Below are 22,903 nucleotides of genomic sequence, written 5' to 3'. Positions count from 1 at the left end.
ACCTATAAAACCCACAATGTTTTTTAAAAAATTTCATCTCTTACTTTTATTAATGTATGGTGTAGCTTCTGCTCAATACATTGCTACAGATGAAACCTATACTCCGCTTCAGCTAATAGAGAACGTCCTGATAAACTCGGGTTGTGCATCTGTTACCAATGTTTCGGTATCAGGTGGTAATTTTGCTACAGGCGAAAACAGCTGGGGATACTTTAATGCTAACGGTTCAACTTTTCCCTTTGCTGAAGGAGTAATTCTTAGTACCGGAAAAATTATCGATGCACAAGGTCCAAATACTTTTATATCTGATGATGGAGGTGGAATGGGTTGGACCGGTGACGCTGATTTGAATGCAGCCTTAAGCATTAGCAATTCATTAAACGCAACTGTTTTGGAATTCGATTTTATCCCTTTGGGAAATCAGATTAGTTTTGATTATATTTTTGCCTCAGAAGAATATCATGGAACTGCAACCTGCATCTATTCTGATGGGTTTGCTTTTTTACTAAAGGAAGTCGGAAGTCCAACCTATCAAAATCTGGCTTTAATTCCCAGTACAACCATTCCCGTTAAGGTAACAAGTGTGCATCCGGATATTCCGGGTGCGTGTTCTGCACAAAACGAACAGTATTTTGATGCTTTTAACCCAACCGAATATCCAACAAATTTCAATGGTCAAACCGTAGTCCTGACAGCACAATCAGCTGTGCTTTCCGGTCATCAATATCATATAAAGCTAGTCATTGCTGATGAAGGAAATTACAGATACGATTCGGCAATTTTCTTAAAAGGAAGCAGTTTTTCTTTTGGAGTAGATTTGGGATCGGACAGAACTTTTGCCAATAATAATCCAGTGTGTCCAAATGAAAGTTTGACTTTAAACGGAACAGCACCAGGTGCTTTGAGTTACCAATGGAATTTCAACACGAATCCAATTCCGGGACAAAATGCCGCGACATTGAATTTTAATCCACCCTATACGAGTGCCCAAAACGGAACCTATTCCCTTACTACAACTTATTCCCCAACCTGCACAACTGTGGCAGATATCGATTTGGATTTTGCACCACAACTTATAATTGATAAGGATACGTATACTTTTTGTGATGTAGATGCGCTACAGGACGGAATTTCTACTATTGATTTCTTAAGCTACCTCGTTCCGACATTATTTTCGAATCTGCCAGCGGGGTATCAGGTTCGTTTTTATAATAGTCCAACCAGTGCAACTCCTCTACTTGATTCATTTCGGAATACTACTGCATTTCAACAAATCATATACGCAAAAATAGAAAACAGCAATTGTTATCCCGCTTTTCCTGTTACTTTAAACATGCATATTTTTCCCGAAACTATCTCAGATGTAACTGTTGGTATTTGCAATAATGATCCCATAACGTTAACAGCTGATGGTGGTTTCTTTCATTATACGTGGGACACCATCGCAGGCGATGAAACACAATCCATTCAGGTTACTGCGCCAGGAACTTACAGGGTTAATATTGAAAATGCAGCTAATTGTACTAAAATAAAAACCTTTACTGTTATCGGTTCAGAAGTCGCCACTATTGATAACATTATCGTACATGATTTCAATGAAAATAATTCTGTTGAAATTATTGCATCTGGCACTGGAAGCTATGAATATTCTATTGATGGGATTAATTTTCAGAATAGCCCTGTCTTCAATAATTTAAGCGGTTTGGTTTATACTGCTTATGTTCGTGACAAAAACGGTTGTGGAACTGTGGAGCAGCAATTTTATCTGATACAGATACCAAACTATTTTACCCCAAATGGTGATGGTTTTAATGATTATTGGAATATAAAAGATATCAATCCTTTGTCCCATAATGCAGGTGCTGTAATTTATATTTATGACCGTTTCGGAAAATTATTAAAACAAATTAGTACAAATGGTTTGGGTTGGGATGGAAAATTTAATGAAAAAACAATGCCCGCTGATGATTATTGGTATAATATTCAATTAGAAGACGGCCGAAGCGCCAGAGGACATTTTACTTTAAAAAGATAATACAATTATGAAAGTAGTCGCGTTTTTTATATTTATTGGAATGGTTTCAACGGCTCAGGAAATAAAAGTTACCTCCGGAAAAATTGAACGTTTCCCAAATTTCAAATCACAATATGTAGATGCCCGGAATGTAGATGTCTGGCTTCCTGATGGCTATTCTCCCAACAAAAAATATGCTGTGCTTTATATGCATGATGGGCAAGCATTGTATGATGCATCCACAACCTGGAACAAGCAAGCTTGGGAAGTGGATGAAACTGCCGGAAAATTGAATTCGGAAGGCAAAGTCAAAAAATTTATCGTGGTTGGGATTTGGAACATATCCGAAAAAAGACACCCAGAATACTTTCCGCAGAAACCATATGAAAATTTAACGAAAACGCAAAAAGATACGATTACGGCTCAATTGCAAAAAGCCGGCAGAACAACAGCGGTTTTTAAACCTTACTCCGATTTGTATTTGAAATTTTTAGTGACGGAATTGAAACCTTTTATTGATCACAATTTTTCAACACTGACCGATAAAGACAATACTTTTATTGCGGGTTCGAGTATGGGCGGATTGATTTCGATGTATGCGATTTGTGAATATCCTGAAGTTTTTGGTGCTGCCGCTTGTATATCGACGCATTGGCCCGGCGTTTTTGCTTCTGAAAACAATCCGATTCCTGATGCTTTTTATGCTTATTTGAGAAAGAAACTTCCGAATCCTAAAACGAATCGGATTTACTTTGATTATGGCGACCAGACTTTAGATGCCATGTATCCGCCGTTACAACAAAAAGTCGATATCATTATGAATGAAAAAGGATTTACTTCAGAGAACTGGATTACTAAATTCTTTCCCGGAGAAAATCATTCGGAAGAAGCTTGGCAAAAACGATTGCATATTCCGCTGGAATTCCTGTTGAAGAAATAACCCTAGCCCGGATGGAAGCGGCATCCTGTCATTGCGAGAGAACCGCGGCAATCCCATTAAAGATTGCTTCGTACCTCGCAATGACAGATATAGCGGACAGCCGGATTAGCTTCCAATAAAAAACCCTCTCATTACTGAAAGGGTTTCTTTTTATTGTGAATACAAATTATATTTTATTACGTTTTCTATCGTTTTCTGTTAGATAGATTTTTCTCAAACGAATAGATTTTGGCGTAACCTCTACATATTCATCTTTTTGAATGTACTCCAACGCTTCTTCTAAAGAGAAAATGATTGGTGGAATAATTCTGGCTTTCTCATCATTACCTGATGAACGAACGTTAGATTGTTTCTTAGCCTTAGTCACGTTAATACTCATATCATCGCTACGAGAATTTTCTCCGATAACCTGACCTTCGTAGATTTCGTCGTTTGGATTAACGAAGAATTTACCACGATCCTGCAATTTATCGATTGAATAAGGAATTGCTTTTCCGTTTTCCATAGAGATTAATGAACCATTGTTACGTCCGGGAATTTCTCCTTTGTATGGTTCGTAACCGATGTAACGGTGCGCCATGATTGCTTCACCTGCAGTAGCCGTAAGCAATTGATTTCTTAAACCAATAATTCCACGAGATGGAATGTTGAATTTAATAATCATACGCTCGCCTTTTGCTTCCATAGAAAGCATTTCTCCTTTACGGATAGTAACGAATTCAACCGCTCTACCTGATAAATGCTCCGGTAAGTCGATAGTTAATTCTTCGATTGGCTCACATTTTTTACCATCAATTTCCTTGATGATAACTTGTGGTTGTCCAATCTGCAATTCGTAACCTTCTCTTCTCATTGTTTCAATAAGAACTGACAAGTGAAGAACTCCACGTCCAAAAACCATGAATTTATCAGCTGAATCTGTTTCACCTAATTTCATCGCAAGGTTTTTCTCTAGCTCTTTGGTCAAACGATCTCTGATGTGACGTGATGTCACAAATTTCCCTTCTTTACCAAAGAATGGCGAGTCATTAATTGTAAACAACATGCTCATTGTTGGCTCGTCGATTGCAATAGTCTGCAATGCTTCCGGATTTTCGAAGTCAGCGATAGTATCACCAATTTCAAAACCTTCGATTCCAACGATGGCACAGATATCTCCGGCAATTACGCTTTCTACTTTTTTACGTCCAAGACCTTCAAAAGTGTGCAATTCCTTGATTCTTGATTTTATAACTTTACCATCTCTTTTTACCAAAGAAATTGGCATTCCTTCTTTTAATTCGCCTCTTTCCAAACGACCAATCGCGATACGACCGGTGAATGAAGAGAAGTCTAAAGATGTGATTAACATTTGAGGTGTTCCTTCAGAAACTTTTGGAGCTGGCACATGTTCAACAACCATATCCAACAAAGGTTCAATGTTTGTTGTCATATTTCTGAAATCATCAGACATCCAGTTGTTTTTAGCCGAACCATAAACGGTTGGAAAATCCAACTGCCATTCTTCAGCACCTAATTCAAACATCAAATCGAAAACTTTTTCGTGCACTTCTTCCGGAGTACAGTTTTCTTTATCAACTTTATTGATTACCACACATGGTTTTAATCCTAAGTCGATAGCTTTTTGTAACACGAAACGCGTTTGAGGCATTGGACCTTCAAAAGCATCTACCAATAGACAAACTCCATCAGCCATGTTTAATACACGTTCTACTTCTCCACCAAAATCGGCGTGACCCGGAGTATCAATAATGTTGATTTTTGTTCCTTTATATACAACTGAAACGTTTTTAGAAGTAATTGTAATTCCTCTTTCACGCTCCAAATCATTATTGTCAAGAATTAAATCACCTGTGTTTTCGTTTTCACGAAATAACTGACAGTGATACATAATTTTGTCAACCAACGTAGTTTTACCGTGGTCAACGTGAGCAATAATAGCAATGTTTCTAATAGATTCCATCTGTGTTTTTTTGAAGGTGCAAAGGTACACTTTATTTTTAGATAAAAAACCAATAACCAATTAGTTTACTTTTTAATAAAAGCGGAAGTTGAGTTTATAAAAACATTAATAAGTTTTTGGTTAAATTTTAAAACTTATTTGAAATTCTATATATTTGGAGTAATGAAAAATAATTCAAATAAAATTACATTAATTTATGTCCTTATATTAATGTTTATGGCGATAATTGGCCATAAATTATTTGTCATTTATTTTCATGAATCGGCTGACGAATCACTACTTAAATACAGTTACACCAAAGATTTACTCTACATTGTTTGTTCCGGCTTAGTTTTAAAATTCATTTTGTATCAGAATGAAATGAGGAATAAATCAGTTTTTGAAAAACTACAACTTACGAATATTGAAATCAAAGAATCAAACGAGCGATATGACATTGTAGCCAAAGCGACAAGTGACACCATTTGGGATTGGAAAATGGAAGACGACAGTTTTATTTGGAATAAAGGAATTCAAGGTGTTTTTGGATACAAAAAAGAAGATATAGGTTCAACGTCGAAATGGTGGTTTGACCGGATTCACCCTGAAGACAGTTTAAAAATGTCGGTTAAACTCTATTCGTTTCTGGAACAAAAAACAGAGAAATGGCAGGATGAATACCGCTTTCAATGTGCTGATGGCAGTTATAAATATGTTTTTGACAGAGGATTTTTGGTTAAAGATGCCAGTGGAAAACCGGTCAGAATGATTGGAGCGATTCAGGATGTCACCAAACAAAAAGAAGAGGAACAACGACTTCGACTACTCGAAACGGTAATTACACAAACCAAAGATGCCGTCATGATTACGGATATTGACACTTCAAAAAGTGCCATTCCAAATATTATATTCGTCAACTCTGCTTTTACGGATATGACAGGTTATCCGGCTGAAGAAGTTATTGGAAAATCGCCTGAAATGTTCTTTGGAAGAAAATCAGATATTTTAGAATTTGACAAACTCAAAACAGCCATTCAGGAATATAAAGAATGTTTTATTGAAACGATAAGTTACAAAAAGAATGGTGAAGAATTTTGGGTTAACTTCTCGATGATTCCTGTAACGGATAAAGAAGGTGAACATTCGCACTGGATTTCAATTCAAAGAGATGTAACCGAAGAGAAAGAAAAGGAAAAAGAAAGAGAACAGCTTATTAGAGAACTGACACAAAATAATAAGGATTTAAAACAGTTCTCCTATATCACTTCGCACAATTTGAGAGCGCCTTTATCCAATTTAACCGGATTGCTGAATCTTATTGAAGACATCACGATTGAAGATCCTGAATTAAAAGAAATAATTACCGGGTTTTCAAAATCAACACATTTGTTAAATGAAACGATAAATGATTTAGTTAAGGTAATTATCATCAAAGACAATCCTTCAATACAAAAAGAAAAAGTTTTGATTAAGGATGTTTTCGAAAACGTCTTTAACCAATTGAGTTTCCTGATTAGTGTCAACAAACCTATTTTGAAAATTGATTTAGAAGATGTCACTATTTTAGATATAAACAAGTCGTATTTAGAAAGTATTTTTCTAAATTTACTAACGAATGCTATAAAGTATCGCGATCCGAGTAGACAATTAAGAGTTAACATTGGAACAAAAGTCGTAGACGATAACTTAGTTATAACATTCAAAGACAACGGAATAGGAATAGATTTAGAAAAGAACATGGATAAGATTTTTGGTCTATACCAACGATTCCACAATTATCCCGACAGTAAAGGATTAGGGCTGTATTTAGTTAAATCACAAGTAGAAAGTATGGGAGGAACAATTTCTGTCGCCAGTACTGTTGGAAAAGGAACTACTTTTACAATTGTTTTTAAGTATAATTAAGTAATTTATGTTAGATAAAATACTCTGTGTAGATGATGACCCAATTACGCTCATGCTTTGCAGAAAAGTGGTTGAGAGGGTTGAATTTGCCAAAGAAATAATTACGGCTAAAAATGGTGTAGAAGCAATTGATTACTTCGATGCGTTATTTGAAGAAAGAAAAGTCAACGATTCCATCGTGTACCCAAAGTTGGTGCTTTTAGATTTAAACATGCCCGTAATGGACGGCTGGGAGTTTTTGGAAACGTATATGCGTAAGCGTTATGATAATGTATTTACTTCAACCCGATTTATAGTTCTTTCATCTTCTATTGACCCTTATGACATCAATAGGTCTAAGACTTACCCTGTTATAGGCTTTTTATCAAAACCCATAACAAAAGAGATGTTAGAAAATTTAAAAACTCAATTTCCATAAATAAAAAAGTCCCGAATAAATCGGGACTTTTTTTTCGTATAAAGTAGTTTCAATTATAGTTTTGAAACGTGTTTAGTTAACTTAGATTTCAAGTTAGCTGCTTTGTTATCATGAATGATATTTTTCTTAGCTAATTTGTCTATCATAGAAACAACAGCAGATAATTTTGCAGAAGCATCTTTTTTATCTGTAGCTAATCTTAATGCTTTAATAGCATTACGAGTAGTTTTGTGTTGGTATCTGTTTAATACTCTTTTCTTTTCGTTACTTCTAATTCTTTTTAAAGCTGACTTGTGATTTGCCATTTTCTTGTAATTTAAATTTAATTGTAATTAATAAAATACTAGTTAAAAAAGAAAAACCTCCCACAATTAAAATAATCACTTTGGTTTTAACTAATAAAACAAAATTTCGAGACACTGAACTTTTGTTTTATAAAACTAATTTACAACTAATTTGTAGCCCGTAGGGGAATCGAACCCCTCTTACCAGGATGAAAACCTGGCGTCCTAACCGATAGACGAACGGGCCATCTTTCTCAATGCGGATGCAAAAATACAACTATTTTTTATTTTCGCAAGAGACTAGATAATTTTTTTCTATATTTTTTTAATAAGCCTTTGCAAACAGCACTCTACCAGTAGATTTAGCTCCGGAAAAAATACATTTTCCTTCTTCTTCTACTCTATTTAATGGTATACAACGGATGGTTGCCTTAGTCAAATCCTTAATTTTTTCCTCCGTTTCCGGAGTTCCATCCCAATGCGCAGCGATAAAGCCTGTTTTATTTTCTAAAACATCTTTGAATTCTTCAAAAGTATTTACTTCTGTCACATGCGTATTTCTATATTCCAAAGCACGATTAAATAAATCACTTTGTATTTGTTCCAGTAAATCTGAAATATAAGTTACTATTCCTTCTTTTGGCTTGACTTCTTTAGATAATGTATCTCTTCTTGCGATTTCAAAAGTTCCATTTTCTAAATCTTTTGGTCCAACAGCTATTCGGACAGGAACACCTTTTAGTTCCCATTCGGCAAATTTGAATCCAGGTTTTTGAGTAGTTCTGTTATCAAACTTAACGGAGATTCTTAATTTTTTGAATTGAGCAACTAAATCATTAGCAACTGCTGAAATAGCTTCAAACTCTTCATCTGTTTTAAAAATCGGAACAATTACCACTTGAATTGGAGCCAAATTCGGTGGCAAAACCAAACCATTGTCATCAGAATGCGTCATTACTAATGCGCCCATCAAACGAGTTGAAACACCCCATGATGTTCCCCAAACATGCTCTTGTCTTCCTTCCTGATTAGCAAATTTAACATCAAAAGCTTTGGCGAAATTTTGTCCAAGAAAATGTGAGGTTCCTGCCTGCAATGCTTTTCCATCCTGCATTAAAGCTTCGATGCAATAGGTTTCTTCTGCACCGGCAAAACGTTCAGTTTCAGTTTTCAACCCTTTGATTACCGGAATAGCCATAAAGTTCTCAACGAAATCTGCATAAACATGCATCATTTTTTCAGATTCTTCAATAGCTTCTACCTTAGTAGCATGTGCGGTGTGACCTTCCTGCCACAAAAACTCAGCAGTTCTAAGAAACAATCTGGTTCTCATTTCCCAACGAACCACATTGGCCCATTGATTAATCAATAATGGTAAATCTCTATAGGATTGCACCCAGTTTTTATATGTTGACCAAATAATTGCCTCACTAGTTGGGCGAACAATAAGCTCTTCTTCCAATTTAGCATTTGGGTCAACCATTAATTTTCCCGGTTTATCAGGATCGTTTTTTAATCTGTAATGAGTAACAATAGCACATTCTTTAGCAAATCCTTCTGCATTCTTTTCTTCAGCTTCAAACATACTTTTGGGCACAAAAAGAGGAAAATAAGCATTACTATGTCCTGTTTCTTTAAACATTCTGTCTAATTCAGCCTGCATTTTTTCCCAAATAGCATAGCCATATGGTTTGATAACCATACAACCGCGAACACCAGAGTTTTCGGCCAAATCTGCCTTGACAACTAGTTCGTTATACCACTTTGAATAATCTTCTGCTCTTTTTGTTAAGTCCTTGCTCATATTGAATACTTTGGCATAAAAATTGTTTAACTAATTTTAACTAAATAGTTCGGCAAAACTAACTATTTTTGTATAGTCCAACAATAAAAATGCTATAGATATGAAAACTTATTATTTTTCCGGTAAAAGATTATCCATTTATTCACTATTTGGATTAATCGCAGTTGTAGTTTCCTCATGTGGCTCTTATCAAAATAGTTCTTACTATGATAATGATGGAGTTTACGGAAACTCGCAAAACAAAAGAGAAGTTTCAAATAAAGACAATTCTCAAAGTGACAAATATCAAGAATACTTTAGCGACTTAAATAAAGATTCTCAGGCATTTACTGATGTTGATAATTACAGCACTGTATATAACGATTCTATTAAAAAAACAGAAAATTACAATTCAAATAATTCAAGTTGGGGAAATAATCCACAAAGCGTAACCGTAAATGTTTATGACAGCAATTGGGGTTATGGTTATTGGAATAACTACTGGTACGGAAATTACTGGGGCTGGAATAACTGGTATGGACCAAGTTGGGGCTGGGGTTGGAACAGTTGGTATGGGCCAAGTTGGGGCATTGGCTGGAATATAGGTTGGGGTAATTGGTATGGTGGCTATTATGGAGCTTATTGTAATAATTGGTATGGAAATAATTATCATAACAACTATTATTATAACGGAGGTCGAAGAGGCTCTGCTTATACCTATTCTTCAAATGGAAACAGAAATGGTGTTAGAAATGGTGGCACCAGAAGTTATAATTATAATAACGGAAGAAACAGTTCATATACAGCATCCGGAACAAGAAATACCAATTACAATTATAATAACACACGAACTTCTTCAGCAGAACAACCTGTTAGAAACAATAGTTATAATCAAACAAGAACTAACTCTTATACACAACCAACAAGAAGTAGCAGTAACGAATCTTCGGTGCGCTCCTACACTCCAAGTTCAAATACACGTTCATCTTCATCATATGGTGGTGGAAGTTATGGAGGAGGTAGCGGTGGAGGAAGATCCTCATCTGGTGGTGGAAGAAGATAAAAAGATTTAAAAGTGAAAAATATCTATGTTATTGAACAAATTGCATAGATATTTTTTTGACTAAAAAATAAATTACTATGAAAAAAAATATTACTATCATCATTGCCGTATTAACTTTTTCAGCATTAAGAGCCCAAGAAACAACGCCAGAAGATGCTCTTCGTTATGCAGTTGAAAACTTAACAGGTTCTGCAAGATATAGAGGAATGGGCGGTGCTTTTGGAGCAGTTGGAGGCGACTTATCTGCACTCAATCAAAATCCGGCAGGGTCACTTTTTTTTAACAATAACTTCGCTACTGTAACCGGAAGTATTTATAACGCCAAAAACAGTTCACTATATTATGGCACAAGAACAAAAGACAATGACGGTTCTTTGGATTTAAATCAGGCAGGAGTTGTTTTTGTATTTAATGACTCTAGTGGTAAATCCAATTGGAAAAAAATTGCTATAGCTTTCAATTATGAAAACGCAAACAACTTTAACAACAGTATTTTTTCTGCCGGAATTAACCCTTACAATTCTATTGGGAATTATTTCACAAATCAGGCAAATGCCAATGGTGGAATTCCTTTAGAGCTATTGACAATACAACCCGATGAGACTTTTTATGAGTTATATGATTATTTAGGAACATTACCTGATTCGAGCTATCCTAATGTAAACGGTTTTCAGGCTCAACAGGCATTTTTAGGATATTCAACTTATTTATTTGATTCTAATTCACCTAACACCTACAGCAGTAATGTGCCAGCCGCTAATTATTCGCAACAAAATTATTACACTTCAACAGGATACAACGGCAAGATCATTGGAAACTTTGCTACTCAATACAAAGATGTTTTGTTTTTAGGGCTGAATATTAATGCTCATTTTACAGATTATGTGAAAACAACATCTCTAATTGAGCAAAATGACGGCCTGGCTGCCAACGGAGTGTCTTATATCCGTTTTGATAACCAGCTTCACACCTATGGCGCAGGTTTTTCATTTAATCTTGGTGCAATAGTTAAAATAGTTCCGCAATTCCGAGTAGGTTTGGCTTATGAATCTCCAACGTGGTACCGATTAACAGATGAGTTAGCACAATATGTTGAATCTGATTACAGCACTAACTCTGTTTCAAGTACCTATGTCGCTGATCCTGATATTATCAATGTTTATGCACCTTACAAAATACAAACTCCTTCAAAATGGACTGGAAGCATGGCTTATCTTTTTGGTAAAAAAGGAATATTGAGTGTAGATGTTTCTACAAAAGATTATAGCACTACCCGATTCAAACCAAAAAATGAATACCCATATGTTGGCCTAAATCAATTCCTGAAAAATAATTTAGATAATGCTGTTGAAGTCAGAGTTGGTGGCGAATACAAAATCAAACAATTCTCTTTGCGAGGCGGTTATCATTTTGACCAAAGTCCTTATAAAGTAGATCAACCTTTTGGAGATTTAACCGGTTACTCAGCTGGTGTAGGTTATAGTTTTGGTGAAAACAAAATAGACTTAGCTTATTCTTATGAACACAGAAATATGAATCAGTCATTAGTTTCTTCCGGTATGAATGACCCGGCAAGAATAAGTAGATACAATAACAACATCGTTATTAGTTACTCTATTAACTTCTAATTTTGATAAAATGAAATCAATAAACCACTTCTTTCGAGGTGGTTTTTTATTTTAACAATTTAATTAGAAATAAAAAGCGTAATTTTGCACGCCTTCTAAATAAACGGAATTAAGTCTATGAGAACTAAGTCATTAAAGAAAAACAAAATCAACGTTATTACACTTGGATGTTCCAAAAACACTTACGACAGTGAGGTTTTGATGGGCCAACTGAAAGCAAGCGGCAAAGATGTGGTGCACGAGCAGGAGGGAAATATTGTAGTAATCAATACTTGCGGCTTTATCAATAATGCCAAAGAAGAATCGGTTAATACTATCCTGGAGTACGTTGATAAAAAAGAAAATGGCATCGTAGACAAGGTTTTCGTTACCGGATGTTTGTCTGAAAGATATCGTCCCGACTTAGAAAAAGAAATTCCAAATGTTGACCAATATTTTGGAACAACCGATTTACCGCTCTTGTTAAAAGCACTTGGCGCCGATTATAAACACGAGTTATTGGGTGAACGTTTGACTACGACTCCAAAAAACTACGCTTACCTCAAAATTGCCGAAGGTTGCGACAGACCATGCAGCTTTTGCGCGATTCCGATTATGCGTGGAAAACACGTTTCGCAATCTATCGAGAAGTTGGTAAAAGAAGCCGAAGGTTTAGCTAAAAATGGCGTAAAAGAATTGATTCTTATCGCTCAGGATTTGACATATTACGGTTTGGATTTATACAAAAAAAGAAACCTTGCCGAGTTGTTAGAAAACTTAGTAAAAGTAGAAGGCATCGAATGGATTCGTTTGCATTACGCTTTTCCAACAGGTTTCCCAATGGATGTTTTGGATTTGATGAAACGCGAACCAAAAATCTGTAATTATATCGATATTCCGTTACAACATATTTCAGATAATATCTTGAAATCGATGCGTCGCGGAACGACTAAAGAAAAAACAACCAAATTATTAAAAGATTTCCGTGCAGCAGTTCCGGGAATGACAATTAGAACAACTTTGATTGTTGGTTATCCTGGAGAAACGCAGGAAGATTTTGAAATCATGCGTGACTGGGTTCAGGAAATGAAGTTTGAAAGATTAGGTTGTTTTACCTATTCTCACGAAGAAAACACCCATGCTTATTTATTGGAAGACGATGTTCCCGAAGAAGTAAAACAAGCGCGTGCTGCAGAAATAATGGATTTACAATCGCAAATTTCCTGGGATTTAAATCAGGAAAAAGTAGGACAAACTTTCAAATGCATTATCGATAGAAAAGAAGGCCAATATTTCATCGGAAGAACTGAATTTGACAGTCCGGATGTAGATAATGAAGTGCTGATTGACGCTTCAAAATTCTACGTAAAAACGGGCGATTTTGTCAATGTAAAGATTATTGATGCTACCGAATTCGACCTTTATGGCGAACCGGCTTAATAGCTAAAACTGATTCCGGCTACAACAAAATTTTTACCAAAGGCTTCCGTGTTTTGCGTTGCGCCATTGTGAACATAATTCAAAGACAATGGCATTGTGATTCCTTTTCCTAAATCAATTTCTTTGGTAGCTTTTATTCCCAAATTACAAAGCGAAACCTTGTCATAATCGGCATAACTGTAATAAGCTGCTTTGTTATTCAAAACCGCCCCAATAACAGGATCAAGTGTTATTCCCTGTATGGCTTTATAAGTTGATTTTTCAAACAGCGTAAAGGTATAACCCAATTCAAGATAGGTTGTAAAGTTCTGCTTTGGATTTTCACCATTGTTGTCATAACGGAAATCATTTCCGGCAATAAGTGTACTTATCGTGGCATTAAACGGGTATTTGTATCCTTCTGAAAAATCAAAATACAACATCGCGTCAACGGTTTTTACGCCATCTTTTCCATAGTTGAAGAAGCCGTTATTAATGCCTTCCACTTTTTCTACCGATGGCCAATAATAATCCCAAACCTGCAACTGTAAAAAGTCATTAAGCTGATAGGTCACATAAAAATCAATTTCCTGATAACCTTTATAAGATGTCACGCCATCAGGATAAAAATAATCACTTTTGAAATTGGTTGTTGCCCAAAAACCCAAAGTTAATTTTGGCGTAACAGCATATTCTATTGTCGGTTGAACCGCAACATAGTCACCGCCCCAACATTGTCCGCGCCAAAGATAACGGCTGACAACATCAAGAGTTAATGATAATTTTTTCTCTTTCTCAACACTCAGTGTATCTGTTGCAGGCTGTGTTTCCTGCGCAAATACTGAAGCAGAAGTAACGATAAGATGAAGAATCAGCAGCTTATATTTCATCATAGTTTTCTTTGTCTAAATACTTATTTATCATTTCAAATAAATTCTCCCTGCTCAATGGTTTTGTCAGGTAACCATTAAATCCTGCTTCTTCAATTTTTATCTTATCCTCTGAAGACGAATACGCTGTTTGCGCTATTATTGGTAGATTTGGACGTATCGGTCTGATTTGTTCCATCGCTTCAAAACCCGTCATGATTGGCATTTTAATATCCATCAAAACCAAATCGATATTTGGATTATTGAGACAGATATCAACCGCTTCCTGACCATTTATCGCTCTTATGATTTTGTAATTCTTGTTCTGCATCATCTTCTGAAACAACAAGAAATTGATGTTGTCATCTTCGGCTATCAAAATGGTTTCTCCTTCTGATTTTTGAATTTCAACATCATTGATTTGTTTTACCGTGATATGCTCGACTATTGAATATTTCAACGGAATTGAAAAATAAAATGTCGAACCTTCGCCCACTTTTGAATCTAACGTAATTGTTCCTCCAAGTAAATCGATGTAGGCTTTTGAAATAGCTAATCCCAATCCTAAACCACCAACTTTAATCGAAATGTCGCTATCCACACGCTTGAATCGGTCAAAGATATTTTTGTGATTATCTTCATCAATTCCTAATCCGGTGTCTTTTACAGTGAAATTGATTAGTTCATTTTCTTCATCAATTTCAAAACCAAAAGTAACCGAACCTCTTTCCGTAAACTTAAGCGCATTGGTCAGCAAATTAATGATAACCTGTTTCAGTTTAATATCATCAGTTATAATATTGAACTTCGCAGGCGTTTTGGGCTGGATTAACTTAAAATCAATGTCTTTATTCTTAATCGTAACTTTAACGGTTTCATAAAGTTCATTAATGCAGGATTCCAGATTGACTACAGTTAAATTCGGCGTAAGCTGATTCGAATCAATTTTTGACATTTCAATCAAATCGTCAATAATACCAACCAAATTCCTTCCACTCTTTTCAATGACATTCAAATATTCCAGCTTTTCAGCTTCGCTAATTTCAGTGTTAAGAAGCAATTCGGTAAAACCATTTATCGCGTTCATCGGAGTTCGTATCTCATGCGATAAATTGGCCAAAAAGGATGATTTCAACCGGTCGCTTTCTTCAGCTTTTATCTTTGCTTTGATTAGCTCAATTTTTTGATTGCTGTTTTCTTCGAATAAATTTCCAATATAACTAAACTCACCAGTCGTATTCTTCAATTCTTTAATCGCTCTTCTGTTTCCCGATTCTAACGCTCTTCGAACCAAATCGAGTGGATAATAAACCAGCTTTCGGGTATAGATTAAATTAACGATAAGATTTATAACAAATGCCACGATAATGACAAATAATATAGTAAGGGCATTTTCAAAATACACCTCAAAATTTCTTTTAAATAAAAGCTTCCCAACAAATTGATTATTTGAATCTCTTAAGGTATACAAAGCAGAAATTTTATGATTTTCAATTGGCAAAGCAACATTCTTGTCAGTAAATATTATGGAAGAACTTGTCAATTCTTCCAGATTCTTAATGTATTTTTTATCCATTAACCGAACGACAAAAAAGAATCCTGATGTTGGTGTCTTCTTTTTTGTCGGATCGTTTGATGCATGAATGGCTGCGCCGGTAACTTCTGCAATTCCTTCGGGAATTTTGAGGTAGAATTTATTTATCCCAACTTTTTTTAGCAATTCCATTTCCTTCTTCGGAATAAAGTCAATGGTTTTTATTTTAGGCGTTGGCGTTCTTATGATAAAATTCATGTCGGCATCATAAACGCCCAAATAATCCGCTTCATAAATTTCTAACTCAGTACCAATGGTTTCGTTATACCAATTGGTATCTTTTGTCGTAATAAAGTTTATAAATTCATCCCAGTTGGTATCATTCTTAATCGCAACAAGTATGGGTTTGGAGTTAACTTCAAGCAACTTCGTAACCTCGTTGTTGAACTGTTCAATAGTAGTGGTATAAACTTGTTTTTCGGCCTTTTTAGTGTAATAGAATAAGGCAAAATATAGTAGTATAAAAAATATACTTGAGGAAAATATTAACCAAAGTATTTTTGGAAATGTCTTTTTGACCTTCATAATTATTTCAGCAAATTAACTTTTGTTTAGCTTCTAAAAATAGGCGTTAAAAGATAGAGATAATTGTTGGTAGAACAAAAACAATTAACAAGTTATCAAGAATTTGTGAAAAAGATTAAATTACCAGCAAACCAAATTCTCTCAGTGTATTCAAGGGTTTTGAATACCAAAATAATTCAAAATCTTCAAACTGATTTTCAAAATTGGTTTTGAGTTGCGAAAAAGTGGTAGTTTTCTGATTTGAAATAGTAAGCGATTTCAGGGTATGTATAAACCAATCCGCTTTGTCCTTTTCTAAAGATATTTCAACCGTTTCTCTTTTATCGTGAAAAGTCAATTTCATCATTTCCCAAGAGTTGCCTTTTTTGGATTTTGTAAAAATCTCCGTTAGTGGGGTTCCTCCTATCCAAATGATTTTTGCTGAAGGTTTTGTTGCAAAATGATCATCTCTTTCCAAACAGGAAACAATATAATCAGACGGAATGCTTGTATGCGGAATTTTGAAATCAAACCAATCCTGAAGTTCGTAATCAAAACAAATTCCGTGCATAAAATTGAACAAGGATTTCTTTAGTCCAAAGCTAAATTTATCGTGATTGATTCCGGTTTTGTCTTTAAACTGTATATCATTGTTGGCAAAACTAATTTCATTCATTTCGGGAATTACTCCAAATTCCTCAGGAAACATTCCAACCGGACTGTGCGCTGTCATGGCAAACTGATGCCAAAAACCCGACTGCAGAATTCCCAGCTCAAACATTTGGCGCACCATTTCCAAACTATCAACAGTTTCCTGAACGGTTTGTGTTGGATAACCATACATCAGATAGGCATGCACCATGATTCCGGCTTCGGTGAAATTGCGGGTGACTTGCGCCACTTGTTCTACCGTTACTCCTTTTTGGATTAGTTCCAATAATCTGTCTGAAGCAACTTCCAATCCGCCCGAAACAGCAATGCAGCCCGAAGCTTTGAACAACAGACACAAATCGGCAGTAAAGCTTTTCTCAAAACGAATATTCGTCCACCAGGAAACGGTTAATTTCCGGCGAAGTATTTCCAATGCCACTTCGCGCATCAATACCGGCGGCGCTGCTTCATCAACAAAATGGAAACCGGTTTCTCCCGTTTGGGCAATGATTTCCTCCATTCGGTCGACCAATGTTTTGGCGGCTATCGGTTCGTAGAGTTTTATATAATCCAAAGAAATATCACAAAACGTACATTTTCCCCAATAGCAGCCATGCGCCATCGTCAGTTTGTTCCAACGGCCATCGCTCCACAAACTGTGCATCGGATTGGCGATTTCGATAACCGAAATATAGTCGTCTAAAAGCAAATCCGAATAATCCGGCGTACCAACTTCGCTTTGTTTATAATCGGGTTGGGTTGAATTGTTTTTATAGATTACTTCGTTGTTTTCGAGGAGAAATGTTCTTTTATAAAGCGCTTCGACAGGCTCAGCGTGACAAACATTGTGGTGAAGCAATTCTACAGGTAATTCTCCATCGTCAAGCGTAATAAAATCAAAGAATTCAAAAACGCGTTTGTCTTTTAAATCGCGGAGTTCCGTATTTGGAAAACCACCGCCCATGGCTGTTTTAATTTCTGGAAATAGTTTTTTTATGAATTGCGCGCAACGAAAAGCACTGTATAAATTTCCCGGAAACGGAACCGAAATCAATACCAATTTGGGCTGGACTTGCTTGAGTCTTTCTTCCAAAATTTGCAATGAAATTGTATCTATATAGGTTAGTTCGTTTTGCAGATGACTGTACATTTCGTCAAACGAATTGGCGCTTCTGCCCAATCGCTCGGCATAACGGCTAAAGCCAAAGTTTTCATCAACCGCTTCTTTTATAAAATCGGATAAATCTTCGAGATAAAGCGTGGCCAAATGTTTGGCTTTGTCCTGCATTCCCATCGAGCCAAATGCCCATTCCATATCGTCTAACTGCTCAAAACGCGAAGCTTCGGGAAGAAAATTTCCGGCACAGATTTGTCGCGCCAGCGTTTGATTTTTTCCTTGTAGAAAAGCAATGACTGAATCGATAGTGTTGATGTAGTCCTGGCGTAAGGAATAGATTCGCGCTAAGTTTGGATCTTGGTTGTTGATTGTTGAATGTGCAAATAATGCTGTTAATCCTTCTTTTGAAAAGAGTTCTAAAATCACTTCGATGCCCAAATCCATTTGAAAAGCAGTAATGCTTTTGGTGTTTAAAAAACCTTTTAAATAGGCCGTTGCCGGATAAGGCGTGTTGAGCTGTGTAAACGGTGGCGTGATTAAAAGAAGGTCTTTCATTATGGGATTTTAAAGTACAAACTTATGTGGGTAAAGATAAAGTTTTGGAATGTAAAAACGTAAAACTGTTGTTTATATGTTTTGTGCTAACTAGTTAACTTTTGTAAAAAAGAATTATATTTGAGAGATAATACGTTATAAAATGGCAACGAGCTAGTTAAATAGAAACCTAGTGTGGTTTGTTGCGGTTATATATAAGTTGGTGGCAATTTCCGTGAACGTGTAGACCAATATTGTATCCGACTTCAACCATTCTTTTCATGTCGTCATAACTACTTTGTTTTAAAAATAGTCAATGTAAACTTCATTTACTGCGTTTTATATGTGTAGTACATATTTAAAGGTTACCTTTGGTAAGAGGTTGATTTTTACCTCTTAATAACATTTAAATTTAAAATCATGGAAAAGTTTGCAATATTAGCTAGGTTAGAAGCAAAGCCAGGTAAAGAAAGCGAAGTAATGGAATTCTTGAAGTCAGCTTTACCGCTAGCCCAAGACGAGCCTGGAACAATACGATGGTATGCTTTACAAATTGGACCTTCAACTTTTGGTATATTCGATACGTTTGAAACGACAGATGGAAGAACGGCTCACTTAAATGGGGAAATCGCAAAGGCATTAATGGCGAATGCTTCTGCACTACTTGCTAAAGACCCAGTACTAGAAATGGTAGATTTATTAGCGATAAAATAAAAATTTAAACATTATTTATTAATTTTTAAACACTTCAAATAGATGGGGCCAGCAATAGCTTGAGCCCCACTCTTTGCAGACACATTTGTGCAAGATGGAAGTTGAGTTATTCGAACAAGGTTAACCTCAAGACTTCTGGTTATCGCCGCCCCGAAACGATAAGCGAATAAATATTGGGTTAATTAAAGTGGAAAACGCAACAAAAGGGTCAGCGAATTTATCTCGGCTGCACAATGCTTTGGAAACCTAAAGGAACCAAATAAGCAGCAACTGCCACCAACCGCCGTTTCAAGATATTGCCGAGTTTTCGGTAAGTTGAAATTTTGTTTTCACGAAGAAAGTTCTATCTTGGCAGAGAGAACTCATTCCGCTTTTCCGTCAACATCGTGAAGCGGCCTAACGTTAACTGAAATTTTAAAACACAAAAGTACTATTGACAAATAAAAAGAAATCAGCCGGTTTTGACTTGACAACAATTATAATTATTGTAGGCGTTTTTAGTTTAGCATTTACAATATATATAGGCTACAGAGCTTCTATATGTGACAGAAAACTTTTCTCAGTTAGCTTACTTGCTTTATTTGCAGGATTACTTTTTGAAAGCTACAGGGTTATAAATAGTTTGAAGAATGTAATATCGATTTTCTTAGGAGCTTACTTTTTTAGCCTACTTAACTTTCTTCCTGGTAAAAGAGAACATGATTATATTTTTGAAAATCATATTGAAAGTTGGCCATATACTTTTATTTTCTTTTTCACCATAGCTTTTGCCATATATAGCAAAGACCAAGTAACTGCTAAATTGAGCGAAGGCTTAACTCTGCTCCTGTCTATATCATTAATATATTGGTGTATTGATTATGGATTTACAAATTATCATAATATTTTTGCATTAATAGTCTTGAGCATTGTATTTGTTTTTTCGGCATTCTCAATTGTGAATGCCTTTACAAATATTCAACTGACCAAAACCAATAGATTAGCGTTGAGTATATGGAGTTCTATCGTAATGTTTGCTTTTGCAACTGACAATATAGTTAGAGTTTTTAGTAACCAAGATATTGAAACAACAGCATATTTATCACAAGGACTTTATATTGGACTTCAATATTTCCTTTTAGGCGTCTCTGCAGTTTATATAATGCAAAATTATATGCTCCTAGCTGCATTTCTTCCGAGCAGAAATGGAAATTATAAAAATGACCTCAAAGAAAATAAGGAAGATCACATCGATAGGTATTCAGATCAGCAAGTATTAATTAGTCATTCGTTATTTTGTATTTTTTACTCTGGAACAATTTATTTGTTAAATTATAAATATCAAATATTACCAAGGCACACAATGATATGGCTTGTGTTCTTAACTTTTCCAATGATTCTACAATTACTGAAAAGAAAAACTACAGCTAACAGCGGTTTGTAACAAACTATTGAAAACCAAAATGTCAGACAGAAAATCGCAAACCGTTACCGAACATATAAATGGGATTGAAGTCCCAAGTCGGGATGTTGTTCAAAAACTACGGGATATTTTTCTAAATGCCAATCCCGAAATTGCGGAACATATCAAATGGAATTCGCCAAGCTTTTACTACAGTGGCGAAATGAAAGCATTTAATCCCAAAGAATACAAACGTGATTTGGCAGTTATCAATTTGCATCGCGGAAAAATCCTAATCGTTTTCCCAACCGGAAATACCATTGATGCTGCTATTGGCTTAGGCGGAAAAGATTATCCCGATGGCAGAAAGATTGTCGAACTTGCTTCTGTAGAAGACGTAAATCAAAAAGAAACCCAGCTACTAAAAGCCATAAACAACTGGATTGACCAAATAGAAAAATAACTGTTCAGTCCCATAATCCTAAGGAACTTTTCAACATTTTAAAAAATTTAACGTCAAAAATTTGCGAAACCGAATAGTTGCGCATATATTTGCAACTGATTGGTTTCATATATAAAAACGAAACATTATGAGAAGAGATATTTTTCAGGCGATATCCGACCCAACAAGACGTGGCATTATCACCTTAATTGCATTGCAGGCAATGACACCGAACGCCATTGCTGAAAATTTCAATACCACGCGACAAGCGGTTTCCAAACACCTTCGCATACTCACAGAATGCGAAATTGTAAAACAGGAACAACAAGGCAGGGAAATTTTCTACTCACTTGAAATTGAAAAGATGAAAGAGATTGACAAATGGTTAGCCCAATTCAGGGAAATTTGGGAAACCCGATTCAATCAACTCGACAAAGTATTATCAACTATTAAACAACAGAAAAAATGAACAATTTGCTATTTGATTTTACCGTTGACAAAGCAACAAAAACGGTATTTATTGACAGAGAATTTGCTGCCGACCTTTCGTTGGTTTGGGATGCTTTTACCACACAGGAAATTCTTGACCAATGGTGGGCACCAAAACCTTGGGCATCTAAAACAAAAATTATGAATTTTGAAGTTGGTGGCCGTAGATTTTACGCGATGGTAAGTCCTGATGGATTAGAGATGTGGTCTATTCAGAAATATACTTCTATTAGTCCTAAAACCAATTTCAAAATGTTGAATGCTTTTGCAGATGCAGAAGAAAATCCACAATTACCGGGTTCGGAATGGGATTTGAATTTTAGCGAACAAAACGGAAAGACAAAAGTCAGTATCAGTATTTATAATGAATCGCTTGAACGCATGGAGAAAATGATTGAAATGGGCTTCAAAGAAGGATTTACAATGACATTGAATAGCCTGGATGAATTATTTGCAACATTATCGCAACGCTAACTAAAAGAAAAATTGCTGCCGGAAACTTATTTATTCTCTTCCTTTTTTCTGGCAGCAATAAAATCGTTTAGTTTTTTACCATATAGTGATTTAGAAACCTTAGGCGTCATCGATTTTTGGATGGTATCCATAAACTTTAAATTGATGTCGTAAATCTCAGCCAAAGCCACATAAGGCGCCACTTCATAATCGCCGTGGTTTACAGCAAAATTGGTAGTATAGAGGTATTTTCTTTTTAAGACTGCCTTTTGTTGTTCTTCTATTTTATTGACTTCTTCTGTCTTTTTGGCTATTATCGCGTTGTATTTTTTTTCAATCAAGTCTAAATCCTGATCGACAAATCTCGAAACCACTTTGTTGTATTCATCATAAAGTTCCTGATTTTTAGAACCTGTGATTTTAACATCGGCCGTAAAGAAATCTAATGACGTTTCGATATTCATCTTTCCTTTCTCGGCAAAGAACGGAATGTTATTGTCTAACGAATTGGTTACGCCACGATCCAAAAACAAATACAGCATTTCAGGCGATTGCAAATCAAATTCGCTGGTGAAATGAGAGTCACCACTAATTTTTATAGTATCAATGGCAACAAGCGTTGTGTCTTTTACTCTTTGAATGTATAAGGTGCCATTTTTTAATCCTTTGATATTTCCGGTTAACACAAAGTTTTTGGATGATTCTTTTTCGGAACAACCGATTAAAAGTAAGATTGAAAATAGGGCAAGAATTGATTTACGCATGTTTTAATTTTTAACT

General features: G+C 35.6%; 19 protein-coding genes and 1 tRNA gene. 12 read left to right on the top strand and 8 right to left on the bottom strand.

Going from position 1 to position 22,903, the window contains the following annotated elements; genetic code table 11:
• The first annotated feature begins 16 nt into the window (after positions 1-16).
• Together GS03_RS07450 and GS03_RS07445 are read left to right on the top strand one after the other, a co-directional pair.
• Positions 17-2,035, top strand: a complete 2,019-nt coding sequence (locus GS03_RS07450; RefSeq protein ID WP_136151915.1) for a T9SS type B sorting domain-containing protein — start codon at positions 17-19, stop codon at positions 2,033-2,035.
• A 7-nt stretch (positions 2,036-2,042) separates the two neighbouring features.
• The gene (locus tag GS03_RS07445) at positions 2,043-2,954 is read left to right on the top strand and encodes an alpha/beta hydrolase (RefSeq protein ID WP_136151914.1); all 912 of its coding nucleotides are present in this window, start codon (positions 2,043-2,045) and stop codon (positions 2,952-2,954) included.
• A gap of 166 nt (positions 2,955-3,120) precedes the next feature.
• Here GS03_RS07445 and typA read toward each other — a convergent pair whose 3' ends face one another.
• Positions 3,121-4,917 (bottom strand): translational GTPase TypA, encoded by a 1,797-nt coding sequence (gene typA, locus GS03_RS07440; protein ID WP_136151913.1) that lies wholly within the window; start codon positions 4,915-4,917, stop codon positions 3,121-3,123.
• Positions 4,918-5,079: 162 nt separating this feature from the next.
• Here typA and GS03_RS07435 point away from each other — a divergent pair, with 162 nt between their 5' ends.
• Together GS03_RS07435 and GS03_RS07430 are read left to right on the top strand one after the other, a co-directional pair.
• On the top strand, positions 5,080-6,801 hold the full coding sequence (locus GS03_RS07435; protein WP_136151912.1) for a PAS domain-containing sensor histidine kinase: 1,722 nt from the start codon (positions 5,080-5,082) through the stop codon (positions 6,799-6,801).
• Positions 6,802-6,808: 7 nt separating this feature from the next.
• On the top strand, positions 6,809-7,219 hold the full coding sequence (locus tag GS03_RS07430; RefSeq protein ID WP_136151911.1) for a response regulator: 411 nt from the start codon (positions 6,809-6,811) through the stop codon (positions 7,217-7,219).
• Between the two features lie 53 nt (positions 7,220-7,272).
• Here the strand turns inward: GS03_RS07430 and rpsT are convergent, their stop codons facing one another.
• The 3 genes from rpsT to proS form a co-directional block, all read right to left on the bottom strand.
• Positions 7,273-7,524, bottom strand: a complete 252-nt coding sequence (rpsT, locus tag GS03_RS07425) for a 30S ribosomal protein S20 (RefSeq protein ID WP_136151910.1) — start codon at positions 7,522-7,524, stop codon at positions 7,273-7,275.
• A 154-nt stretch (positions 7,525-7,678) separates the two neighbouring features.
• A tRNA-Glu gene (locus tag GS03_RS07420) sits at positions 7,679-7,750 on the bottom strand.
• 78 nt (positions 7,751-7,828) lie between these two features.
• A complete protein-coding gene (gene proS / locus GS03_RS07415; RefSeq protein ID WP_136151909.1) occupies positions 7,829-9,307 on the bottom strand; it encodes a proline--tRNA ligase in 1,479 nt (492 codons plus the stop codon).
• Positions 9,308-9,407: 100 nt separating this feature from the next.
• Here proS and GS03_RS07410 point away from each other — a divergent pair, with 100 nt between their 5' ends.
• The 3 genes from GS03_RS07410 to rimO all read left to right on the top strand — a co-directional run bounded on the left by GS03_RS07410 (position 9,408) and on the right by rimO (position 13,396).
• Positions 9,408-10,349 (top strand): hypothetical protein, encoded by a 942-nt coding sequence (locus GS03_RS07410; protein ID WP_136151908.1) that lies wholly within the window; start codon positions 9,408-9,410, stop codon positions 10,347-10,349.
• A gap of 77 nt (positions 10,350-10,426) precedes the next feature.
• Positions 10,427-11,977, top strand: a complete 1,551-nt coding sequence (locus GS03_RS07405) for an OmpP1/FadL family transporter (protein WP_136151907.1) — start codon at positions 10,427-10,429, stop codon at positions 11,975-11,977.
• Between the two features lie 117 nt (positions 11,978-12,094).
• Positions 12,095-13,396 carry a 30S ribosomal protein S12 methylthiotransferase RimO gene (gene rimO / locus GS03_RS07400; RefSeq protein WP_136151906.1) on the top strand — a complete coding sequence of 434 codons (1,302 nt, stop codon included), beginning with the start codon at positions 12,095-12,097 and terminating at the stop codon, positions 13,394-13,396.
• On the opposite strand, the gene GS03_RS07395 is transcribed toward rimO, so the two are convergent.
• The 3 genes from GS03_RS07395 to GS03_RS07385 form a co-directional block, all read right to left on the bottom strand.
• Positions 13,393-14,268 (bottom strand): TorF family putative porin, encoded by an 876-nt coding sequence (locus GS03_RS07395; RefSeq protein WP_136151905.1) that lies wholly within the window; start codon positions 14,266-14,268, stop codon positions 13,393-13,395. The two genes, rimO and GS03_RS07395, sit on opposite strands and share 4 nt — an antisense overlap.
• Positions 14,255-16,363 carry an ATP-binding protein gene (locus tag GS03_RS07390; protein WP_136151904.1) on the bottom strand — a complete coding sequence of 703 codons (2,109 nt, stop codon included), beginning with the start codon at positions 16,361-16,363 and terminating at the stop codon, positions 14,255-14,257. The genes GS03_RS07395 and GS03_RS07390 overlap by 14 nt, the downstream gene beginning before the upstream one ends.
• 115 nt (positions 16,364-16,478) lie before the next feature.
• Positions 16,479-18,665, bottom strand: a complete 2,187-nt coding sequence (locus GS03_RS07385; protein ID WP_136151903.1) for a B12-binding domain-containing radical SAM protein — start codon at positions 18,663-18,665, stop codon at positions 16,479-16,481.
• A gap of 399 nt (positions 18,666-19,064) precedes the next feature.
• Here GS03_RS07385 and GS03_RS07380 point away from each other — a divergent pair, with 399 nt between their 5' ends.
• The 5 genes from GS03_RS07380 (at position 19,065) to GS03_RS07360 (ending at position 22,144) form a co-directional block, all read left to right on the top strand.
• Positions 19,065-19,358 carry a putative quinol monooxygenase gene (locus GS03_RS07380; protein ID WP_136151902.1) on the top strand — a complete coding sequence of 98 codons (294 nt, stop codon included), beginning with the start codon at positions 19,065-19,067 and terminating at the stop codon, positions 19,356-19,358.
• 433 nt (positions 19,359-19,791) lie between these two features.
• Positions 19,792-20,781, top strand: a complete 990-nt coding sequence (locus GS03_RS07375; protein WP_136151901.1) for a hypothetical protein — start codon at positions 19,792-19,794, stop codon at positions 20,779-20,781.
• A 19-nt stretch (positions 20,782-20,800) separates the two neighbouring features.
• Entirely contained in the window at positions 20,801-21,202 is a 402-nt protein-coding gene (locus GS03_RS07370) for a DUF1801 domain-containing protein (RefSeq protein ID WP_136151900.1), read from the top strand.
• Positions 21,203-21,329: 127 nt separating this feature from the next.
• On the top strand, positions 21,330-21,650 hold the full coding sequence (locus GS03_RS07365) for an ArsR/SmtB family transcription factor (protein WP_136151899.1): 321 nt from the start codon (positions 21,330-21,332) through the stop codon (positions 21,648-21,650).
• Positions 21,647-22,144 carry an SRPBCC family protein gene (locus GS03_RS07360; protein WP_136151898.1) on the top strand — a complete coding sequence of 166 codons (498 nt, stop codon included), beginning with the start codon at positions 21,647-21,649 and terminating at the stop codon, positions 22,142-22,144. Before GS03_RS07365 ends, GS03_RS07360 begins: the two co-directional genes overlap by 4 nt.
• A gap of 26 nt (positions 22,145-22,170) precedes the next feature.
• Here the strand turns inward: GS03_RS07360 and GS03_RS07355 are convergent, their stop codons facing one another.
• Positions 22,171-22,887, bottom strand: coding sequence for a DUF4369 domain-containing protein (locus GS03_RS07355; RefSeq protein WP_136151897.1), 717 nt, complete (start codon positions 22,885-22,887; stop codon positions 22,171-22,173).
• Between the last annotated feature and the right edge of the window lie 16 nt (positions 22,888-22,903).

Source organism: Flavobacterium sangjuense (assembly GCF_004797125.1).
Lineage (GTDB): Bacteria > Bacteroidota > Bacteroidia > Flavobacteriales > Flavobacteriaceae > Flavobacterium > Flavobacterium sangjuense.
Note: the sequence above shows the minus strand (reverse complement) of the source record. Positions and strands in the feature narration are given on the sequence as shown.